Here is a 20,261-nt window from a genome sequence, read left to right as displayed (position 1 = left end):
CAACCTAATGAAAAGGCCCGCGGCGTGGTCGCCGCGGGCCTTTTTGTTTGTCCCTGGCAAAGTTTGACGCGCCCTTTCAATTCCCCGCCGTATAGGCCGCGATCGCCGCCATGTTGACGATGTCTGAATCCTTGGCGTTGAGCGAAACGATCTGCACCGGCTTGTTCAAGCCGACCAACAGCGGGCCGATGACGGTCGAGCCGCCGAGCTCCTGCAGCATCTTGGTCGAGATCGAGGCCGAGTGGAAGGCCGGCATCACCAGCACATTGGCCGAGCCGGTCAGCCGGATGAACGGATATTGCGCCATGGCGCGCGGGTTCAGCGCCACGTCGGCCGCCATCTCGCCGTCATATTCGAAGTCGACGCGGCGCTTGTCGAGGATGCGCACCGCCTCCTGCACCCGCTCCGAGCGCTCGCCCTGCGGGTGGCCAAAGGTCGAGTAGGCAAGCATCGCGATCCTCGGCTCGTAGCCCATGCGGCGGGCAAAGCCGGCGGCCTCCTCAGCGATATCGGCGATCTGCTCGGCATTCGGCATGTCGTGCACGGCCGTGTCGGCAACGAGCACGGTTTTCCCCCGCGCAAGCACGATCGAGACGCCGATGACGCGGTGGCCGGGCTTGGCGTCGATGACGCGGCGCACGTCGTCAAGCGCGGTGGAATAGTTGCGGGTCACGCCGGTGACGATGCCGTCGGCGTCGCCCAGCGCCACCATGCAGGCGGCGAAATGGTTGCGGTCGTTGTTGATCAGGCGCTGGCAGTCGCGGAACAGGTAGCCCTTCCGCTGCATGCGCTCGTAGAGATAGTCGGTGTAGATGCCGTTGCGGCGCGACAGCCTGGCATTGATGATCTCGAGCCCCTGCTTGTTGAGGTCGATGCCGGCATTCCTGGCATTCTCCTTGATGACGTCGTCGCGGCCGAGCAGGATCGCGGTGCCGAGCTTCTGGTTCACATAGGAGACGGCGGCGCGCATCACCTGCTCTTCTTCGCCCTCGGCGAAGACGATGCGCTTGGGCTGCCGGCGCACGCGGTCATAGATGCGCTGGAGGGTCGACGCGATCGGATCGCGACGGGCAGACAACTCCTGCGCATAGCGGTCGAGGTCGAGGATCGGCTTGCGGGCGACGCCGGAGTCCATCGCGGCCTTGGCCACCGCCAGCGGGATCGCCGAGATCAGGCGCGGATCGAACGGAACGGGAATGATGTAATTGGGGCCGAATTTCGGCCGGTTGCCCTGATAGGCCGCAGCGACGTCGTCCGGCACGTCCTGGCGCGCCAACTCGGCCAGGGCGCGCGCCGCGGCAATCTTCATCTCTTCGTTGATGGTGGTGGCCCGGACATCGAGCGCGCCGCGGAAGATGTAGGGGAAGCCCAAAACGTTGTTGACCTGATTCGGGTAATCCGAGCGGCCGGTTGCCATGATGGCGTCGGTGCGGATCTCGCCCACTTCCTCGGGCGTGATTTCCGGGTCGGGATTGGCCATGGCGAAGATGATCGGGTTCTTGGCCATCGACTGCACCATGGCGGGGGTCAGCGTGCCCTTGGCGGAAAGGCCGAGGAAGACGTCGGCGCCGTCCAGCGCTTCGGCGAGGCTGCGCGCCTCGGTCTTGACCGCGTGCGCCGACTTCCATTGGTTCATGCCTTCGGTGCGGCCCTGGAAGACCACGCCCTTGGTGTCGCACAGAATGATGTTTTCCGGCGAAAAACCCATCGCCTTCATCAATTCGATACAGGCGATCCCGGCCGCGCCCGCGCCGTTGCAGACCATCTTCGTGGTCTTCATGTCGCGGCCGGTGATCTCCAGCGCGTTGATCAGCCCGGCGGAAGAGATGATGGCGGTGCCGTGCTGGTCGTCGTGGAAGACGGGAATGTCCATCAGCTCGCGCAGCCGCTGCTCGATGATGAAGCATTCCGGCGCCTTGATATCCTCGAGGTTGATGCCGCCGAAGGAAGGCCCGAGGAAGCGCACGCAGTTGATGAACTCGTCGGCGTCCTCGGTCGCCACTTCGAGGTCGATGGAATCGACGTCGGCGAAGCGCTTGAACAGCACCGCCTTGCCTTCCATCACCGGCTTCGAGGCCAGCGCGCCGAGATTGCCAAGGCCGAGAATGGCGGTGCCGTTGGAGATGACCGCTACCATGTTGCCGCGCGCGGTGTAGTCGAAGGCCCGGCTCGGGTCCTCCGCGATGGCGCGCACCGGGACGGCGACTCCCGGCGAATAGGCGAGGCTGAGATCGCGTTGCGTCGCCATCGGCTTGGTGGCAACGATCTCCAGCTTGCCTGGACGCCCCATGGCGTGGAATTCGAGCGCCTCCTGCGCGCTGACGGAGGGCCCGCTGCTTTCGGTTTTCCTGGCCATGATGCTTTTGATTTCCTCGCCTGAGGCACCGCTTGGGACGGGTGCTTTTTATGGAGTTTCCGGATTAAGACTACACGCGGCCGCTGTAAACCGCCAAGCCGGGCAAAGCTGCTTCAACGCGGAACACCCGTGCATTGCCGAGGCTCGACTGGCGGCCGGCTGGCAGCATGGCTGGCGCTTTCCCCTGCTTTTCGAGCGCCCGGCATTAAACCGGGCTGTCACATCTGCTAGCGTTCCAAAATGAACATGCACATGCCGACCGATCCCGACGCCCAGGAGACGACGCCATCGACGCCAGCCATGGGCGGCGTCACGCCGATGATGGAGCAGTATATCGAGATCAAGGCGGCGAACCCGGATTCGCTGCTCTTTTATCGCATGGGCGATTTCTACGAGCTGTTCTTCGACGACGCCGAAAAGGCAAGCCAGGCGCTCGGCATCGTTTTGACCCGGCGCGGCAAGCACCAGGGTCACGACATTCCGATGTGCGGCGTGCCCGTGCACGCGGCGGACGACTATCTGCAGAAGCTGATCGCGCAAGGTTTTCGCGTTGCCGTGTGCGAGCAGATCGAGGACCCGGCGGAAGCCAAGAAACGCGGCTCGAAATCGGTGGTGCGGCGCGACGTGGTGCGGCTGGTCACGCCAGGCACCATCACCGAGGACAAGCTGCTCGCGCCCTCGGAATCGAGCTTTCTTATGGCGCTGGGCCGGGTGAAGGGCGGCAATGCGGCCAGCCAAGGCAGTTTCGCGCTTGCCTGGATCGACATCTCGACGGGCGCGTTCCGCGTGGCTGAAACCACGGCCGAACGGCTGCTTGCCGACATCTTCCGCGTCGATCCGCGCGAGTTGATCGTCGCCGAGCCGGTCTTCCACGATCCGGAATTGCGGCCGGTCTTCGACGTGCTTGGCCGGGTCGCCAACCCGCAGCCGCCGTCACTGTTCGATTCGGCATCGGCGACGGGGCGCATCGCCCGCTTCTTCGAGGTGGCGACGCCCGATAGTTTCGGCGCCTTCTCGCGCGCCGAACTGTCGGCGATCTCGGGCGCCATTGCCTATGTCGAGAAGACGCAGAAAGCCGAGCGGCCGCCGCTGTCGCGGCCCGAGCGCGAGGAGAGCGGCTCGACGCTGTTCATCGATCCGGCGACGCGCGCCAATCTGGAGCTGCTGCGCACGCTGTCCGGCAGCCGCGACGGCTCGCTGTTCAAGGCGATCGACCGCACGGTGACCGGCGGCGGGGCAAGATTGCTCGCCGACCGGCTGATGGCGCCGCTGACCGATCCGGCGGCGATTTCGGCAAGGCTGGATTCGGTATCGTTCTTCCGCGCCGAGACGCGGCTTTGCCAAGGATTGCGGGCAAATCTCAAGAGCGTCGCCGACATGCCGCGGGCGCTGTCCCGGCTGGCGCTCAACCGTGGCGGCCCGCGCGACCTCGGCGCGCTGCGCGCCGGCTTCGAGGCGGCGGGCGCGATCGCCGCGCTGTTCGCGACGACGGCCCTGCCCGCCGAGCTCGCCGCGGCGTTTGCCGCGATCAAGGCCTTGCCCGAGGCGCTCGCCCGCCACCTCAGCGAGGCGCTTGACGACGAATTGCCGCTGATCAAGCGCGACGGCGGCTTCGTGCGCAGCGGCTATCAGGCCGAGCTCGACGAGATGCGGGCATTGCGTGACGAGTCGCGCAAAGTGATCGCCGGGCTGGAGCGCTCGCTGATCGAGGAGACCGGCATCCGCTCGCTGAAGATCCGGCACAACAATGTGCTCGGCTATTACATCGAGGTGACGGCCAACCATCACTCGATCATGACCGGCAGCGATGCCGCCAAGGCGCGCTTCATCCACCGCCAGACCATGGCCAACGCCATGCGCTTCACGACGACGGAGTTGGCGGAGCTGGAATCGAAGATCGCCAATGCCGCCGACCGGGCGCTCAGCATCGAGCTTGCCGCGTTCGATCGGCTGACGGCGGAGGTGGTCAGCAATGCCGACAGCATCCGCGCCGGTGCCGAGGCGCTCGCCGTGCTCGACGTGTCGTCAGCGCTGGCGCTGCTTTCCGAGAGCGAAGGCTGGTGCCGGCCGGCCGTCGATGCCAGCCTCGCCTTCGAGATTTCCGGCGGGCGGCATCCGGTCGTCGAGCAGGCGCTGAGGCGTTCGGGCGAGGGCCCGTTCGTCGCTAACGACTGCGACCTCTCGCCTGAAGGCGGAGCGAAGGCGGGCGCCATCTGGCTGCTCACCGGCCCCAACATGGGCGGCAAGTCGACGTTCCTCAGGCAGAACGCGCTGATCGCCATCCTTGCCCAGACCGGCTCGTTCGTGCCGGCGCGGAGCGCCCATATCGGCGTCGTCGACCGGCTGTTCTCGCGCGTCGGCGCCTCGGACGATCTGGCGCGCGGCCGCTCGACCTTCATGGTCGAAATGGTCGAGACGGCGGCGATCCTCAACCAGGCGGGCGAGCGGGCGCTGGTCATTCTCGACGAGATCGGCCGCGGCACCGCGACTTTCGACGGCTTGTCGATCGCCTGGGCGGCGGTCGAATATCTGCATGAGAAGAACCGCTGCCGGGCGATCTTCGCCACCCATTTCCACGAAATGACGGCGCTGGCCGGCAAGCTTTCCCGGCTCTCCAACGTCACCATGCGGGTCAAGGAATGGGAAGGCGACGTCGTCTTCCTGCACGAAGTCGGCAAGGGTGCTGCAGACCGTTCCTACGGTGTGCAGGTGGCGCGGCTCGCCGGCCTGCCGGAAGCGGTGGTGGCGCGGGCCAAGGAAGTGCTGCACCAGCTCGAGGAAGGCGAGGTTTCGGGCAAGACCAACCGGCTTGTCGACGACCTGCCGCTGTTTTCGGTGGCGGTAAAACGCGAGGCGCCGAAGCCGGCAAAGAAGGATGCGCTGGGCGATGCGCTCGGCACGATCAATCCGGACGAGATGACGCCACGCGAGGCGCTGGAAGCGCTCTATCGGCTGAAGGGATTGGCGACGAGGCAATAGCCTCAATCTTTGACCGCCAGTCTCGCTGTTGACTCATTGTACCGTTCGGTACAATGTCGCTTATCGATAACCGAAAGCGACAGGAGATTTCCATGAGCCGTCCGCCATTGCCGCCCTTCACGGCTGAAACGGCAGCGCAAAAGGCGCGGCTTGCTGAGGATGCCTGGAACAGCCGCGACCCGGAACGGGTTTCGCTCGCTTATACCGAGGACAGCATCTGGCGGAACCGGGCCGAATTCATCTCGGGCCGCGGCGAGATCGTCGATTTCCTCAAGCGCAAATGGGCGCGAGAGCTGGACTATCGCCTGATCAAGGAGGTGTGGACCTGGAACGAAAACCGCATCGCGGTGCGCTTCGCCTATGAATGGCGCGACGACAGCGGCCACTGGTTCCGTTCCTATGGCAACGAGAATTGGGAATTCGACGAGGCCGGGTTGATGCGCCGCCGCGTCGCCAGCATCAACGACCTGCCGATCGCTGAAAACGAACGAAAGTATCATTGGCCGCTCGGCCGCCGACCGGACGACCATCCCGGCCTTTCGGAACTCGGGCTCTAAGGCCGGTGCGGCGCATCGCTCCGGATCGCGACCAGCTGCTGGTGCTCGTCGCCGAGGTTTTTCGCGAGCATGGCTACGAAGGCGCCAGCCTGTCCTTGATCGGCGAGGCGGCGGGGCTCGGCAAGGGCAGCCTCTACCACTTCTTTCCCGGCGGCAAGGAGGAGATTGCGAGAGCCGTCATTGCCCATATCGACGGCTGGTTCGAGGACAATGTCTTTTCACCTCTGCGCGACAGCACCGATCCGCAGGCCGGGATCGAGCACATGTTCGAGGCGACGGACAGCTACTTCCGCTCGGGGCGCCGGGTTTGCCTCATCGGCGCCTTCGCGCTGGATGAATCGCGCGACCTCTTCGCCGGCCAAATAAGGGACTATTTCGGCCGCTGGGTCACCCGTCTCGCCGAGGCGCTCGCGCGATCCGGGCACCGACCGGGCGAGGCCAGCGAGCTAGCCGAGGAAACCGTCGCCGCCATCCAGGGTGCACTTACGCTTGCCCGCGCCGCCAATGACCTCGACGTATTTTCAAGGGCCTTGCGGCGACTGCGGATGCGGCTTGGGCTACCGGCTAAGATCTAGCCCCGGTTCCTACAGGGGTTCGAAGCGGAAGCCAGTTTCGGTTCGGGAAATCCGGCCGACGCCCGGTGAATCGAGATGTGCTCCCGCAACGCAATAGGCGTTGTCGGCGGCGAGGGCCAATATCTGCAACCGGCTAGCCCGCGCCTGCTCCTGGTCGCCGTCGAATTCCCATGCGACCTCCGGCCGATCGAACTGAAGCGACGGCACATGCACGAGGTCGCCCCAGACCAACAATGTTTCGCCGCGGCTCGTGACACGAAAGCAGGTATGGCCGATTTCATGGCCCGGGGTGGCGATCGCCTCGATACTCGCGCTCAGGCGCTGTCCCGGGTCCAAAGGCTGCGCTCGATCATGGAAGCGGCTCAATCTCGCTTCCGACCTGAACATGTCGAGTTCAGGCCGCGGGACAAGCAAGCGGGCGAGCTGCGGGAAACCGTCCCGACCGTCCGGAAGGATGAGCCCGTGGATATGGTCGAGATGGGTGTGGGTGAAGGCAATGCTGCGTATCCGATCGACGGCGATCTTCGCCTCGCTCAGCGCCTGCGGCAGAAGCCCCATCGTCGGGTGCCAGGCATTCGAGGACCCTGTGTCGATCAGCGTGATTTCATGACCGTCGTCGATCGCGAATGCGTTGACGGACAGCCTGAGCGCACCGTCGACGAGCGATACCTGCGCAGGAAGGTCACCGCCGAATGTCCTGTCTCCCGGCTGGCGCAGTCGTCCGGTCGGCATGTCGACATAGCCGTCGCGCAGCGACGTGACCCTGATGTCTCCAACCTTGTAGGTCGTGTGATACGGTCCGGTTGAGATTCGTTCCAACGCTTGCTCTCTTTCAACCGCACATTTTGACGTGAGGTTTTCGGCTAGATCATTTCCAGGCCGCGCTTTCGCGTTGGCGGCGGGAAGGCGCGGTCGAGCTCGGCGAAGTCCTCCGCCGTCAGCTTGATGTCGAGCGCGGCGGCGTTCTGGCGGACATGCTCCTGCCGGCTGGCCTTCGGGATGGCGATGACGCCTTTCTGCGCCATCACCCAGGCAAGGGCGATCTGCGCGGCCGTCGCGTTATGGCGGGCGGCGATCGCATCAAGCTTGGCGTTGCGCGCCAGCACGCCTTGTTCGACCGGCGAATAGGCCATCAGGGGGATGCCGCGCTCAAGGCTCCAGGGCGCAAGATCGAATTCCGGGCCGCGCCGCGAGAGATTGTAGAGGACCTGGTTGGTCTGGACGTTGCCGCCGGAGGGCAGGCCGACCAGCTCCTGCATCTCGTCGGTGTCGAAATTGCTGACGCCCCAATGGCGGATCTTGCCGGCCGTCTTCAAGGCCTCGAAGGCCTCGACGGTTTCGGCCAAAGGCACGCTGCCCGGCCAATGCAGCAGATAGAGATCGATGCGGTCGGTGGCGAGCCGTTTCAGGCTGTTCTCGCAGGCTCGCGTCACGCCGGCGCGCGAGGCGTTGGTCGGCAGCACCTTGGAAACCAGAAAGACCTCGTCGCGGCGCCCGGCGATGGCTTCCGCAACCACTTCCTCGGCACCGCCGCCGGCGTACATTTCCGCCGTATCGATCAGCGTGATGCCGAGGTCCAGCCCGAGCTTCAGCGCCGCGGCCTCATCGGCGCGGCGCCGGCGATCCTCCCCCATCTTCCACGTGCCCTGACCCAACACCGGAACAGCTTCGCCTGACGGTAGAGTGGTGGTTCTGATTTCAGAAGACATGGGCTTGGAGGACATGGGCCTGCTCCGCGTGAAGCCGGATCGCAGCACAGCCAAGGCCGGAAATCCAGAGCGAAGTCCTCGCCTTCGCCCGGATTCCCGACGCGGGAAATTATTTCATCGGATGCTTGGCAAGCCAGTCCTGCATCTCTTTGATCTCGGCTTCCTGCGCCTTGACCACGCCCTCGGCGAGCTTGCGGATTTCCGGGTCTTTGCCGTTGGCGATCACCACCTTGGCCATGTCGATCGCGCCCTGATGGTGCGGGATCATGCCGCGGACGAAGTCGGCATCGGCATCGCCGGTGTAGTTGAGCATCATGTCCTTGTGCATCTTGTCCATCGCCGCCTTGTAGCCAACGGTGGCGGGGCTGTCCGCGCCCATCGCCATGCCCGACATGTCGTGCTTCATCTCCTCGGATTGCGCCGGAACGCTTTCGAGGAACACCGCTAACAGCATTCCCGCCGCCATCAACAGCAGCATGATCTTCTTGGCCAGGGTCATTCAGGTCTCCTTATGGTTGGATTTTCGTATCTGGGGACGTTGCTCAGAGTTTCAACGTCCTCAGCCGAAGCGCGTTGCTGATGACCGAGACCGACGACAGGCTCATCGCCGCCGCCGCAATCATCGGCGACAGCAGCGTGCCTGTGAGCGGATAGAGCACGCCGGCAGCTACCGGCACGCCGAGCACGTTGTAGAGGAAGGCGAAGAACAGGTTCTGGCGGATGTTGCGGATCGTCGCCTGGGCCAATGTGCGGGCTCTGACGATGCCGTTGAGGTCGCCCTTGACCAGCGTGATGCCGGCGCTTTCGACCGCGACATCGGCGCCGGTGCCCATGGCGATGCCGACATCGGCGCCAGCCAGCGCCGGTGCGTCGTTGACGCCGTCGCCAGCCATGGCGACGCCGGCGCCCCTGGCGCGCAACTCCTCGACCAGCGCGCCCTTCTCATCCGGCAGCAGGCCGGCGCGAACCTCGTCGATGCCGAGCCTGCGGGCGATCGCTTTTGCCGTGCGCTCGTTGTCGCCGGTCGCCATGATGATCCTCAAGCCCTTGCCATGCAGCGCCTTGATCGCTACGGCCGTGGTTGCCTTGACGGGGTCGGCGACGGCAACGAAGCCGGCGAGCTTGCCGTCGACGGCGACAAACATCGCCGTCTTGCCTTCGGCCTGCAGCGTCTCTGCTTCGGCGGAAACCGTTGCGGTGTCGACGCCGAGATCGGCCATCATCGCCGCATTGCCGAGCGCAACTTTCCTGCCGGACACCGTGCCGGCAACGCCCTTGCCGGTGATCGCCTCGAAGTCTGCGGCATCGGCAAGCTTGACGCCGCGTTCTGCGGCACCCTCAACGATTGCCTCGGCGAGCGGATGCTCCGAGCCTTTTTCAAGGGTGGCGACGAGCGCCAGCAGGTCATTCCCGTCGATACCCTCGGCCGCGACGACGTCGGTCAGCTTCGGTCTGCCCTCGGTCAAGGTGCCGGTCTTGTCGACGATCAGCGTGTCGACGGAAGCGAAGCGCTCCAAGGCAGCGGCTTCCTTGATCAGCACGCCGGCATGTGCGCCACGCCCGGTCGCGGTCATGATCGACATCGGCGTGGCGAGGCCCAGCGCACACGGGCAGGCGATGATCAGCACCGAAACCGCCGAGACGGTGGCGAAGATCAGGCTGGGTTCGGGGCCGAACACCGCCCAGGCGATGAAGGCGATGATCGCCACCAGCACGACCGCCGGGACGAAATAGAAGGAGACGCGGTCGGCCAGCCCTTGAATGGGGGCGCGCGAGCGCTGTGCCTTGGCGACCATCTCGACGATGCGCGAGAGCGTGGTCTCGGCGCCGACCTTCTCGGCGCGCATGATCAGCGAGCCGTTCTTGTTCAGCGTGCCGCCGGTGAGAGGATCGCCTTCCGTCTTTTCGACCGGAAGCGGTTCGCCGGTGATCATGGATTCGTCGATCGAAGACCGGCCGTCCAGCACGATGCCGTCGACCGGGACCGCGTCGCCGGGGCGGATGCGCAGCCGGTCGCCGGCCTGGACGCTGTCGAGCGGCACGTCGTTCTCGGAACCGTCGGCGCCGATCAGGCGCGCCGTCTTCGGCGCAAGGTCGAGCAGGGCGCGGATGGCCGAGCCCGTGCGTTCGCGGGCTCTGAGTTCCAGCACCTGGCCGAGGAACACCAGCGCGACGATGACCGCGGCCGCCTCGAAATAAACCGGCACGGTGCCGTCATGGCCGCGAAACTGATGCGGGAAGACATCCGGGAACAGCGTCGCGACAAGGCTGAACAGATAGGCAGCGCCGACGCCGAGCGAGATCAGCGTCCACATATTAGGGCTGCGGTTGAGCACTGACTCCCAGCCGCGATGGAAGAACGGAAACGCCGCCCACAGCACCACCGGGCTCGCCAGAGCCAGCTCTGCCCATGTTTTCGTGCGGCCGTCGATGAAGCTTTCGAAGCTCACGCCCAGCATCGGCACCATGGCGATGACGAGGAGGGGCAGCGAGAGCACCGCGCTCACCCTGAATCGCCGGGTGAAGTCGACCAGTTCGGGGTTCGGCCCCTCGTCGCCGGTCGGCACGCCCATCGGCTCCAACGCCATGCCGCAGATCGGGCAGGCGCCGGGCTTGTCGCGGATGATCTCGGGATGCATCGGACAGGTGTATTGCGTGCCCTTCGGCATCGGCTGCGGTGCGGGCCGGCCAGCAAGGTATTCTGCCGGCTCGGCTTCGAATTTGCCTTGGCAGCCGGCCGAGCAGAAATAGAAGCCCTGGCCTTCGTGGCGGATGAAATGCTTTGCGCTGGCGCGGTCGACATTCATGCCGCAGACGGGATCTGTGGCCGTCAGATATTTATCCGGCTCGGCCTGGAACTTCGTGCGGCAGCGCTCGCTGCAGAAATGAATGGTCCGGCCGGCATGCTCGGCCGTCGGCTTGCCGGCGGCCGGATCGACCGTCATGCCGCAGACCGGATCGCGGACCACCGCTTCGGCTGCAGGTGCGGCACTCTTTGCGGAACAGCAGGCTGCGCCATGCGCATGATGATGGTTATGGTCGGAATGGCTCATGATCAAATGCCTCGGAATTCTCGAATTGAGGCGGAGGTAGTCCTTCCAGTAACTGGAAGGTCAAGGGCCGGTTTCGATTTTTGGAAAATTGGCCGGGCGGCCGCAGATCGTGCTCCTCCCATACTATACAGGCGCGTTCGTCCGCCCCATACACAGCGCCGCGAAAACACGCTATAGACGCCGCCGAAATGGCAAAGATCCCCCTGAAACTCGACGAAATCATCGACGCCGACGCCTTGTGCCGCGACATGACGGCGCTGACGGCGGCAAGCGCCGGCGACGGCTCCGGCAAGGCCACGCGCACGGCCGTTCTCCAGCTGCTCAAGGGCAGGCTTGGCGAAGGACGAAAAAACGCCGAGGCGATGCTGAAGGAGGATGGCGGCGGCAATGCCTGCGCCGAGCGGCTGTCGCATCTGATGGATGAGCTGATCCGGGCGCTCTACGATTTCGCGGCGACCCATGTCTACCGGGTCAAGAACCGCTCGGCGGCCGAGCGCATGGCGGTCGTCGCGGTCGGCGGCTATGGCCGCGGCACTCTGGCGCCGGGCTCCGACATCGACCTGTTGTTCCTGCTTCCCTACAAGCAGACGCCGTGGGGCGAGCAGATCGTTGAATACATGCTCTACATGCTGTGGGACATGGGGCTGAAGGTCGGCCACGCCACCCGCAACATCGAGGAATGCCTGAGGCTGTCGCGCACCGACATCACCATCCGCACCTCGATCCTGGAGGCCCGCTTCCTTTGGGGCGAACGCAAGCTCTATGACGAATTGCTCACCCGCTTCGACCATGAAGTGGTGCGCACGACGGGGCCGGAATATGTGCAGGCCAAGCTCGCCGAGCGCGACGAGCGCCACGCCAAGGCAGGCGAGAGCCGCTATCTGGTCGAGCCCAACGTCAAGGACGGCAAGGGCGGCCTGCGCGATCTGCAGACATTGTTCTGGATCGGCAAGTATTTCTACCGCGTCCGCACCGGCGAGGAGCTGGTCGAGAAAGGCGTCTTCACCGAGGCCGAGTATCGTGAATTCCAGAAGGCCGAGGATTTCCTGTGGGCGGTGCGCTGCCACATGCATTTCCTCACCGGCAAGGCGGAAGAGCGGCTGCATTTCGACATCCAGCGCGAGATCGCGGAGCGGCTGGGCTACACCACGCATCCCGGCCTGTCGGCGGTCGAGCGCTTCATGAAGCACTACTTCCTGGTCGCCAAGGATGTCGGCGACCTCACCCGCATCTTCTGCGCTGCGCTCGAGGAGGAGCAGGCCAAGCATGTGCCCGGCTTCAACCGCATCTTCCTCACCTTCTCGCGGCGCAAGCGCAAGCTTGCCGGCACAAGCGATTTCATTGTCGACAACCACCGCATCAACATCGCCGACGACACGGTGTTCGAGCGCGATCCGGTCAATCTGCTGAGGCTGTTCTGGTTCGCCGACAAGCACGGGTTGGAGTTCCATCCGGACGCGCTTAAGCTGCTCACCCGCTCGCTCGGCCTGGTCAACAAGTCGCTGAGGCGAGACGAGGAGGCCAACCGGCTGTTCCTCGACATCCTGACCTCGGATCGCAATGCCGAGCTGAACCTCAGGCGCATGAACGAGGCGGGACTGCTCGGCAAGCTGATCCCCGACTTCGGCAAGATCGTCGCCATGATGCAGTTCTCGATGTACCACCATTATACGGTCGACGAGCATCTCATCCGCTGCATCGGCGTGCTGGCCGAGATCGAGCGCGGCGACGGCGCGAAAGTGCATCCGCTGTCGCACTCGTTGATGCCGGGGTTGAAGAAAAGTCGCGAGGCGCTCTATGTCGCGGTGCTGCTGCACGACATCGCCAAGGGCCGGCCGGAGGACCATTCGGAAGCCGGCGCCAGGATCGCGCGGCGCATCTGCCCGCATATGGGACTGTCGGCGGCCGACACCGAGACCGTCGCCTGGCTGGTAGAGAACCACCTGGTGATGTCGATGACGGCGCAGACGCGCGACCTCAACGACCGCAAGACGATCGAGGACTTTGCATCGATCGTGCAGTCGGTCGAGCGGCTGAAGCTGCTCTTGATCCTCACAGTCTGCGACATCAGGGGCGTCGGGCCGGGCGTCTGGAACGGCTGGAAGGGGCAGCTGCTGCGCACGCTCTATTTCGAGACCGAGCTGCTTTTGACCGGCGGCTTCTCCGAGGTCTCGCGCGCCCAGCGCACAGCAGCGGCGCGCGAGCAGCTGGCCGAGGCGCTGGCCGCCTGGCCGGCGAAGGAGCGCAAGCGCTATGTCGCCCAGCACTACGAAAACTATCTGCTCGCCGTCGACCTGCCCGACCAGTTGCGGCACGCCGAATTCATCCGCGAGGCGGATGCGGCCGGCAGGAAGCTTGCCACGATGGTGAAGACGCATGAGTTCGAGGCGGTGACCGAGGTTACGGTGCTGGCGCAGGACCATCCGCGCCTGCTTTCGGTGATTGCCGGCGCATGTGCCTCGGCCGGCGGCAACATCGTCGACGCGCAGATCTTCACCACCTCGGACGGACGGGCGCTCGACACCATCCTGATCTCCAGAGAATTCGACCGCGACGAGGACGAACGGCGGCGTGCCGAGCGCGTCGGCCGGCTGATCGAGGATGTGCTGTCAGGCAAGAGCTGGCTGCCCGAGATGATCGAGAAGCGGACCAAGCCGAAGCGCGGCGCCAAGGCCTTCCGCATTCAGCCGCGCGCCGAGATCCGCAACACGCTGTCGAACCGCTTTTCCGTGATCGAGATCGAGGGGCTGGACCGGCCGGGCCTGCTTTCCGAGATCACCGGTGCGCTGTCCGACCTGTCGCTCGACATCGCCTCGGCGCACATCACCACTTTCGGCGAGAAGGTCATCGACACGTTCTATGTCACCGACCTCACCGGACAGAAGATCGATAGCCCGACGCGGACGGCCACCATCCACAAACGGCTGATCGACACACTGGAAGGCAACGTGCCCGAACGCAACGGCAAGGCCAAGGCGGCGGCCGCCGAGTGACCATCACCATCCATTTGACGCAATTGCGCAGGCAGTCATCCACCGCATGAGCCTTGTCAAGAAATTCGCCACCGTCGCTTCCGGCACGCTGATGAGCCGCGCGCTGGGTTTCGGCCGCGAGATGCTGATGGCGGCGGCCCTCGGCACCGGGCCGGTCGCCGACGCCTTCAACGCCGCCTTCCAGTTTCCCAATACCTTCCGCCGCCTATTCGCCGAAGGCGCCTTCAACGCCGCCTTCGTGCCGCTGTTCGCCAAGGAGATCGAGACGCACGGCACCGACGGCGCCAAGCGCTTTTCCGAGGAAGTGTTCGGCGTGCTGTTCTCGGCCCTCTTGGCGCTGACCATCGCCATGGAGCTGGCGATGCCTTTGATCGTCCGCTACCTGGTGGCGCCGGGCTTCGCCGGCATTCCGGGCAAGTTCGAGACGACGGTCCGGCTTGCGACGATCATGTTCCCGTATCTGATCTGCATGTCGCTCGGCGCCATGATGGCGGGCATGCTGAACTCGCTGCGCCGCTATTTCGCGGCGGCGATCGCGCCCGCCTTCCTCAACATCATCCTGATCGGCGTGCTTGCCTATGCCTGGTATCACGGGCTGGACGCGCATGATGTCGGCTTCGGGCTTTCCTGGGGCGTGCTGGCGGCGGGCATCGTGCAGCTCGCCATCGTCTGGGTGGCGGTGCGCCATGCCGGTATCTCGATCGGCTTCCGCCGGCCGAAAATGACGCCGAACGTCAAGCGGCTCCTGATCCTGGCGCTGCCGGCCGCGATCACCGGCGGCATCACCCAGATCAACCAGCTGATCGGCACGGCGATTGCCTCGGGGCAGAACAGCGCCGTGTCGTCGCTTGCCTATGCCGACCGCATCTACCAGCTGCCGCTCGGCGTCGTCGGCGTTGCGGTGGCGATCGTGCTGTTGCCGGAACTGTCGCGGGCGCTGAAATCTGGCAACCTGATCGAGGCGGCCAATTTGCAGAATCGCTCGGTCGAGTTCACGCTGTTCATGACCTTGCCGGCGGCGGCGGCGCTCTGGGTGATGTCGGAACCGATCGTGCGGCTGGTCTATGAGCGCGGTGCGTTCGCCGCCAACCATTCGACCCCGATCGTCGCCTCGATCCTGGCGATCTTCGGCCTCGGCCTGCCGGCCTTCGTGTTGATCAAGGCCTTCACCCCCGGCTATTTTGCACGCGAGGACACGCGCACGCCGATGGTCTTCGCCGCCATCTCGGTCGGCGTTAACGTCGCCACCGCGCTCACCTTATTCCCGTCGATGGGTGCGCCGGGCATCGCGGTCGCTTCGGCCGTCGCCGGCTGGGTCAACGCGCTGATGCTGCTCGGCATGCTGATAAGGCGCGGCCATTGGGGCCGCGACATCCCGTTGCTCAAGCGCATTCCACGACTGGTGCTGTCGGCGGTGATCATGGCCGCGGCGCTTTACTTCGCGGAGCGCCATTTTGCGACGCAGATCGGACCTGGGTCACCGCTGGTCGTGAAAGCAACGACGGTGCTGGCGCTGGTCGCCGGCGGTGCTGCGCTCTACTTCATCGCCGCCTTCGGCACTGGCGGCGCCGATTTCGGCATGATCCGGAGGAACGTCAAGCGCGGCTCGGGTAAGAACGGGGCTGCATCCAAACCCAGTCTCGACGAGTAGTCAGCCAGACTTTCCGCCACGGCGTTCGCTGCCGAGCAAGCTCTTGCTCTGGCGGTTGCATTGGTCCATAAGCCCGCCGTCGAAAGACTTTCGCCGCGCGCGAAACGGCCCTCCACAAGCCATGAGGAACTCATGTCCGCCTTCAAGCCACTCGTCTTTTCGGGCGTCCAGCCGACCGGCAATCTGCATCTCGGCAATTATCTCGGCGCCATCAAGAAATTCGTCGCCCTCCAGGAACAATCCGACTGCATCTACTGCGTCGTCGACCTGCATTCGCTGACGGCGCAGCTCGTCTATCAGGATCTCGGCGACCAGACGCGGTCGATCACCGCGGCGTTCCTCGCCTCCGGCATCGACCCCAAGAAGCACATCGTCTTCAACCAGTCGCGGGTCATGCAGCACGCGGAGCTTGCCTGGATCTTCAACTGCGTGGCGCGCATCGGCTGGATGTACCGGATGACGCAGTTCAAGGACAAGGCCGGCAAGGACCGCGAGAACGCCTCGCTCGGCCTGCTCGCCTACCCGAGCCTGATGGCGGCCGACATCCTGCTCTACCGCGCCACCCATGTGCCGGTGGGCGAGGACCAGAAGCAGCATCTGGAACTGACCCGCGACATCGCGCAAAAATTCAACAACGACTTCTCCGAGCGCATTGCGGCGCTCGGCGTCGGCGTCGAGATGAGGATAGGCGAGGAGACGGTGAACGGCTACTTCCCGATCACCGAGCCGGTGATCGGCGGCCCGGCGGCGCGCATCATGAGCCTGCGCGACGGCTCGAAGAAGATGTCGAAGTCCGACCCGTCGGATCTGTCGCGCATCAACCTGACGGACGATGCCGACACCATCTCGAAGAAGATCCGCAAGGCCAAGACCGATCCGGAAGCCTTGCCGAGCGAAGTCGACGGGCTGGAGAGCCGGCCGGAAGCGGAAAACCTGGTCGGCATCTATGCCGGCCTTGCCGAAATCTCGAAGGCCGATGTGCTGAAGGAATATGGCGGCCAGCAGTTTTCGGTATTCAAGCCGGCGCTCGCCGACCTTGCGGTGGAGAAGCTCGCGCCCATCGCTTCCGAGATGCGCCGCATCGAAGGCGACCGCGCCTATGTCGATGCCGTGCTCAAGGATGGCGGCGACCGCGCCCGCGCGATCGCCGAGGGCACGATGAAGACGGTGCGCGACATTATCGGCCTGCTGCAGGACTGATCGCTCCTGCCTCGCTGACTTCCATCGCCGTGCCCAGCCGGCTTGCGCCGGTCCGGGGCATCGCCATCCCAGCCGGCGGCTTGCCGCCGGTCCGTGGCGGTGGCAGATTGCGGCCGAATTGATACCGAGCAGATAGACATGGTCTCTAAACGCCTCAGCCGCGAAGCCGGCCATCGCCGCAAGTTCCTGGCGATCATCGACGACACGCCCGAATGCGAGCGCGCCGTCGCCTACGCCTCGAAGCGGGCACAGAGCACCAGCGGCGTGCTGGTGCTGCTCTATGTGATCGAGCCGGACGATTTCCAGCATTGGCTGGGGGTCGAGAAGATCATGCGCGAGGAAGCGAACGCAACCGCGCGCGCGGCGCTCGATAGCTACGCCAACAAGGCGCGCCAGAAGGTCGGCATCGAGCCCGAGCTGGTGGTGCGCGAAGGCAAACCGACGGAAGAAATCCACAAGCTGATCGAGGAAGACCAGGACATCGCCATCCTGGTGCTGGCGGCCGGCGCCGGCAAGGAAGGTCCGGGACCTCTGGTGAGCGCCGTGGCCGGCCGGGGCGCGGCCTTCCCCATCCCGGTCACCGTGGTGCCGCAGAACCTCTCCGACGAGGAAATCGAGAGCCTGGCCTGACCGGCGGCGGTTCCGAGGCAAGCACTCGCATAACACATATTGATGCGGCCGCATCCATATTGCGGCCCCTTGGCCTGGCTTTGCAGCGCGCCATTTTGGAATCGTCATACAGGCGATATTCCAATGGAGGGCTGATGGCCAAACCGAAGCGCGGGGCAAGCCGAAGCAAAAAGTCGACACATCAAGGCGAGGCGACCGGACCATCGGTGCAGCCCCGCTCGCAGGCAGCGCGATCCCAGGAAAGAGCCCGGCAGACGCCTCATGCGCAGCAGGAGCGCAAGCGCCGCGTGCTGGCCAAGGGCCATCCGGCCATGGTGGACAGCATAGCCGGCGCGGTTACCGTGAAGAATCTCGATCTCTACTATGTCGTCGCTTCCGACGCGCAGATTCCCCTGAAAGGCGGGCACGGCTTCGGGCTCTATTTCCACGACTGCCGCTTCCTCGGCGGCTACGAGATGACATTGGGCGGCTTGCCCCCGATCGTGCTGGCTTCGACTGCGCAAAAGGGTTACGCCGCGCTTTTCGAATTGGCCAATCCTGACCTCCATTGCGATGGCGGGCGACTGATCCCCAAGGACGAGCTCGGCATCCGCTGGGAGCGCATTCTGGACGCGGAGCAAGCATGCGTGCGGGAGGTTCTGACTATCCAGAATTCCGGCAACGGGTCGCATGGCTTTCCGCTCGCCCTGCACTTCGGCGCCGGTTTCGAGGACATTTTCAACGTGCGCGGGCTGGTGCCGAAATATCTCGGCAGGTCCGAGCGGCCCGTCTGGCGGGAGGGCAGGCTGCATTTTGTCTATCACGGCGCCGATCACGTTCGCAGAACGGCAACAATCGTCTTCTCGCCGGCACCCGATGCCATGCACAAGACGACGGCCGAGTTCCGGTTCGATGTGCCGTCGGGCGAAAAGCGCACCATCGCAATCACCATAGAAGTGAAGGAGCTGCCAGAAGGGCCAGAAGCCGGGCAGTTGAGCCAACACCCGACGTTCGCTCTCGACGGTTTTGCCGGGAAGGTTCAGGCGGACACCGAAGAATGGCTGGAGCAACATACGAAATTCGACAGCGACAGCCTGCTGCTCAACAGCATCATGGACCGCTCGCTGCGCGACCTCGCGGTGCTCAGATCGGATTTTGGCAACAGGCAATACTTCGCCGCCGGCGTGCCTTGGTTCGTCGCCCTTTTCGGGCGAGACAGCCTGGTCGTCGCGCATGAGATGCTCGCCTTTCAGCCGGAGATCGCCGCCCAGACGCTGCGCCTTCTTGCCAGCTATCAGGGACGTCGAACGGATCGATGGCGAGAGGAGCAGCCCGGCAAGATCCTGCATGAGCTGCGCGTCGGCGAGCTCGCTCGCGCAGGCAATGTCCCGCATGCCAGGTTCTACTGCACCGTGGACGCGACCCCGCTCTTCCTGCTGCTTCTCGGCCGCTATGTTGCGTGGACAGGCGACCTGGGACTCTTTCGCGAACTGCAGGAGCCGGTGGAACGGGCTTTGGGCTGGATCGCCAAGGCCGGAGACAATCATGGCGAAGGCTATCTCAAATATCGGACCATATCGGAGAGCGGCCTCGTCAACCAGGGATGGAAGGATTCGGCCGACGCGATCGTCAGGACCGACGGCAGCATCGCCAAGCCGCCGATCGCGCTTGTCGAGGCGCAGGGCTATGTGTTTGCCGCCAAACATGCCGTCGCCTACCTTTACGAACGCATTGGCGAGCGCGATCGCGCCAAAGAGCTTCGCGGCGAGGCCGAACGGCTTCGAACACGGTTCAACCACGACTTCTGGTGCGAAGACCTGGGCGCCTTTGCGCTGGCGCTCGAAGCGCGTGGCCGCCAGGTCGCGGTCGTTTCCTCGAATCCCGGGCATGCGTTGTGGACCGGCATCGCGGATCATGGCAAGGGCCGCCGAACGGTGCGGCGGCTGATGCAGGACGACATGTTCAACGGTTGGGGCGTGCGCACGCTTTCGACCGTGGAGCGACGCTACAACCCCGTGGGATACCACCTCGGAACCGTCTGGCCGCACGACAACGCATTGCTGGCAGCCGGCTGCCGACGCTATGGCGAGGACGATGCGGCGCTGCGTATCTTCACTGCAATTGCCGAGGCAGCCATGCACTTCCGCCACCATCGGCTGCCCGAGGCGATGGCGGGCTTTCCGCGCAAGGATTTTCAGGTGCCGGTGCATTATCCCGTGGCCTGTCACCCGCAAGCCTGGGCGGCCGGCGCGGTGCCATTCATGGTGACCACCTGCCTCGGCCTGGAACCCGATGCCCTCGCAGGCAAGCTTCGGATCGTGCGGCCGCGGCTGCCCGATTTCGTCAACCGCATCGTGCTTCGCGGGCTGCGCGTCGGCGAGGCAAGTGCCGATCTCGAATTCAGGCGGACGGCCGACGGGGCCGAGGTGAACATCCAGAAGACGAGTGGACAACTCAGCGTGGAAGTCGGAGGATAGGTGCGCCATGGCTGGAGCGCTTCGCCAGGCAAAAACATTCCGCCAGCCAGACGTTCGGGCGACGCGTTTCGCTTGAATGTCCAGCCGATAGAGCCTATTTAG

13 protein-coding genes are annotated in these 20,261 nt (G+C 64.8%); 8 read left to right on the top strand and 5 right to left on the bottom strand.

All coding sequences use genetic code 11. The features are described 5' to 3' along the window. Positions 1–76: 76 nt before the first annotated feature. Positions 77–2,356 carry an NADP-dependent malic enzyme gene (locus RFM40_RS24420; RefSeq protein ID WP_320278406.1) on the bottom strand — a complete coding sequence of 760 codons (2,280 nt, stop codon included), beginning with the start codon at positions 2,354–2,356 and terminating at the stop codon, positions 77–79. Between the two features lie 240 nt (positions 2,357–2,596). Here RFM40_RS24420 and mutS point away from each other — a divergent pair, with 240 nt between their 5' ends. From mutS to RFM40_RS24405, 3 genes are all read left to right on the top strand, one after another. After that, positions 2,597–5,335 (top strand): DNA mismatch repair protein MutS, encoded by a 2,739-nt coding sequence (gene mutS, locus RFM40_RS24415; RefSeq protein WP_320278405.1) that lies wholly within the window; start codon positions 2,597–2,599, stop codon positions 5,333–5,335. Positions 5,336–5,427: 92 nt separating this feature from the next. Further along, entirely contained in the window at positions 5,428–5,892 is a 465-nt protein-coding gene (locus RFM40_RS24410; RefSeq protein WP_320228212.1) for a nuclear transport factor 2 family protein, read from the top strand. Positions 5,893–5,897: 5 nt separating this feature from the next. Beyond that, on the top strand, positions 5,898–6,467 hold the full coding sequence (locus RFM40_RS24405; RefSeq protein WP_320278404.1) for a TetR/AcrR family transcriptional regulator: 570 nt from the start codon (positions 5,898–5,900) through the stop codon (positions 6,465–6,467). A 9-nt stretch (positions 6,468–6,476) separates the two neighbouring features. On the opposite strand, the gene RFM40_RS24400 is transcribed toward RFM40_RS24405, so the two are convergent. The 4 genes from RFM40_RS24400 to RFM40_RS24385 form a co-directional block, all read right to left on the bottom strand. Next, positions 6,477–7,286, bottom strand: coding sequence for an MBL fold metallo-hydrolase (locus RFM40_RS24400; RefSeq protein ID WP_320278403.1), 810 nt, complete (start codon positions 7,284–7,286; stop codon positions 6,477–6,479). A 44-nt stretch (positions 7,287–7,330) separates the two neighbouring features. Next, positions 7,331–8,176 (bottom strand): aldo/keto reductase, encoded by an 846-nt coding sequence (locus RFM40_RS24395; protein WP_320278426.1) that lies wholly within the window; start codon positions 8,174–8,176, stop codon positions 7,331–7,333. A 109-nt stretch (positions 8,177–8,285) separates the two neighbouring features. Beyond that, positions 8,286–8,675 (bottom strand): CopM family metallochaperone, encoded by a 390-nt coding sequence (gene copM, locus RFM40_RS24390; RefSeq protein WP_320278402.1) that lies wholly within the window; start codon positions 8,673–8,675, stop codon positions 8,286–8,288. A 43-nt stretch (positions 8,676–8,718) separates the two neighbouring features. Continuing rightward, positions 8,719–11,229, bottom strand: coding sequence for a heavy metal translocating P-type ATPase (locus RFM40_RS24385; protein WP_320278401.1), 2,511 nt, complete (start codon positions 11,227–11,229; stop codon positions 8,719–8,721). A gap of 188 nt (positions 11,230–11,417) precedes the next feature. Here RFM40_RS24385 and RFM40_RS24380 point away from each other — a divergent pair, with 188 nt between their 5' ends. From RFM40_RS24380 to RFM40_RS24360, 5 genes are all read left to right on the top strand, one after another. Further along, positions 11,418–14,222, top strand: a complete 2,805-nt coding sequence (locus RFM40_RS24380; RefSeq protein WP_320278400.1) for a [protein-PII] uridylyltransferase — start codon at positions 11,418–11,420, stop codon at positions 14,220–14,222. 46 nt (positions 14,223–14,268) lie between these two features. Beyond that, positions 14,269–15,873, top strand: coding sequence for a murein biosynthesis integral membrane protein MurJ (gene murJ / locus RFM40_RS24375; RefSeq protein WP_320278399.1), 1,605 nt, complete (start codon positions 14,269–14,271; stop codon positions 15,871–15,873). Positions 15,874–16,005: 132 nt separating this feature from the next. Next, the gene (trpS, locus tag RFM40_RS24370) at positions 16,006–17,073 is read left to right on the top strand and encodes a tryptophan--tRNA ligase (protein WP_320228205.1); all 1,068 of its coding nucleotides are present in this window, start codon (positions 16,006–16,008) and stop codon (positions 17,071–17,073) included. Positions 17,074–17,211: 138 nt separating this feature from the next. Beyond that, positions 17,212–17,703 (top strand): universal stress protein, encoded by a 492-nt coding sequence (locus tag RFM40_RS24365; protein ID WP_059189807.1) that lies wholly within the window; start codon positions 17,212–17,214, stop codon positions 17,701–17,703. 134 nt (positions 17,704–17,837) lie between these two features. Then, on the top strand, positions 17,838–20,159 hold the full coding sequence (locus RFM40_RS24360) for an amylo-alpha-1,6-glucosidase (RefSeq protein ID WP_320278398.1): 2,322 nt from the start codon (positions 17,838–17,840) through the stop codon (positions 20,157–20,159). Positions 20,160–20,261: the final 102 nt, after the last annotated feature.

The organism is Mesorhizobium captivum (assembly GCF_033977165.1).
Taxonomy (GTDB): Bacteria; Pseudomonadota; Alphaproteobacteria; order Rhizobiales; family Rhizobiaceae; genus Mesorhizobium; species Mesorhizobium captivum.
The sequence above is the reverse complement of the archived record's forward strand: the minus strand, read 5'-3'. Positions and strand labels throughout refer to the sequence as shown.

Bases quoted from the DNA above. Each gene is read 5' to 3' on its own strand.
- RFM40_RS24420 (WP_320278406.1), bottom strand. From the start codon at position 2,356: ATGGCCAGGAAAACCGAAAGCAGCGGGCCCTCCGTCAGCGCGCAGGAG.
- mutS (WP_320278405.1), top strand. From the start codon at position 2,597: ATGAACATGCACATGCCGACCGATCCCGACGCCCAGGAGACGACGCCA.
- RFM40_RS24410 (WP_320228212.1), top strand. From the start codon at position 5,428: ATGAGCCGTCCGCCATTGCCGCCCTTCACGGCTGAAACGGCAGCGCAA.
- RFM40_RS24395 (WP_320278426.1), bottom strand. From the start codon at position 8,176: ATGTCTTCTGAAATCAGAACCACCACTCTACCGTCAGGCGAAGCTGTT.
- copM (WP_320278402.1), bottom strand. From the start codon at position 8,675: ATGACCCTGGCCAAGAAGATCATGCTGCTGTTGATGGCGGCGGGAATG.
- RFM40_RS24385 (WP_320278401.1), bottom strand. From the start codon at position 11,229: ATGAGCCATTCCGACCATAACCATCATCATGCGCATGGCGCAGCCTGC.
- RFM40_RS24380 (WP_320278400.1), top strand. From the start codon at position 11,418: ATGGCAAAGATCCCCCTGAAACTCGACGAAATCATCGACGCCGACGCC.
- murJ (WP_320278399.1), top strand. From the start codon at position 14,269: ATGAGCCTTGTCAAGAAATTCGCCACCGTCGCTTCCGGCACGCTGATG.
- trpS (WP_320228205.1), top strand. From the start codon at position 16,006: ATGTCCGCCTTCAAGCCACTCGTCTTTTCGGGCGTCCAGCCGACCGGC.
- RFM40_RS24365 (WP_059189807.1), top strand. From the start codon at position 17,212: ATGGTCTCTAAACGCCTCAGCCGCGAAGCCGGCCATCGCCGCAAGTTC.
- RFM40_RS24360 (WP_320278398.1), top strand. From the start codon at position 17,838: ATGGCCAAACCGAAGCGCGGGGCAAGCCGAAGCAAAAAGTCGACACAT.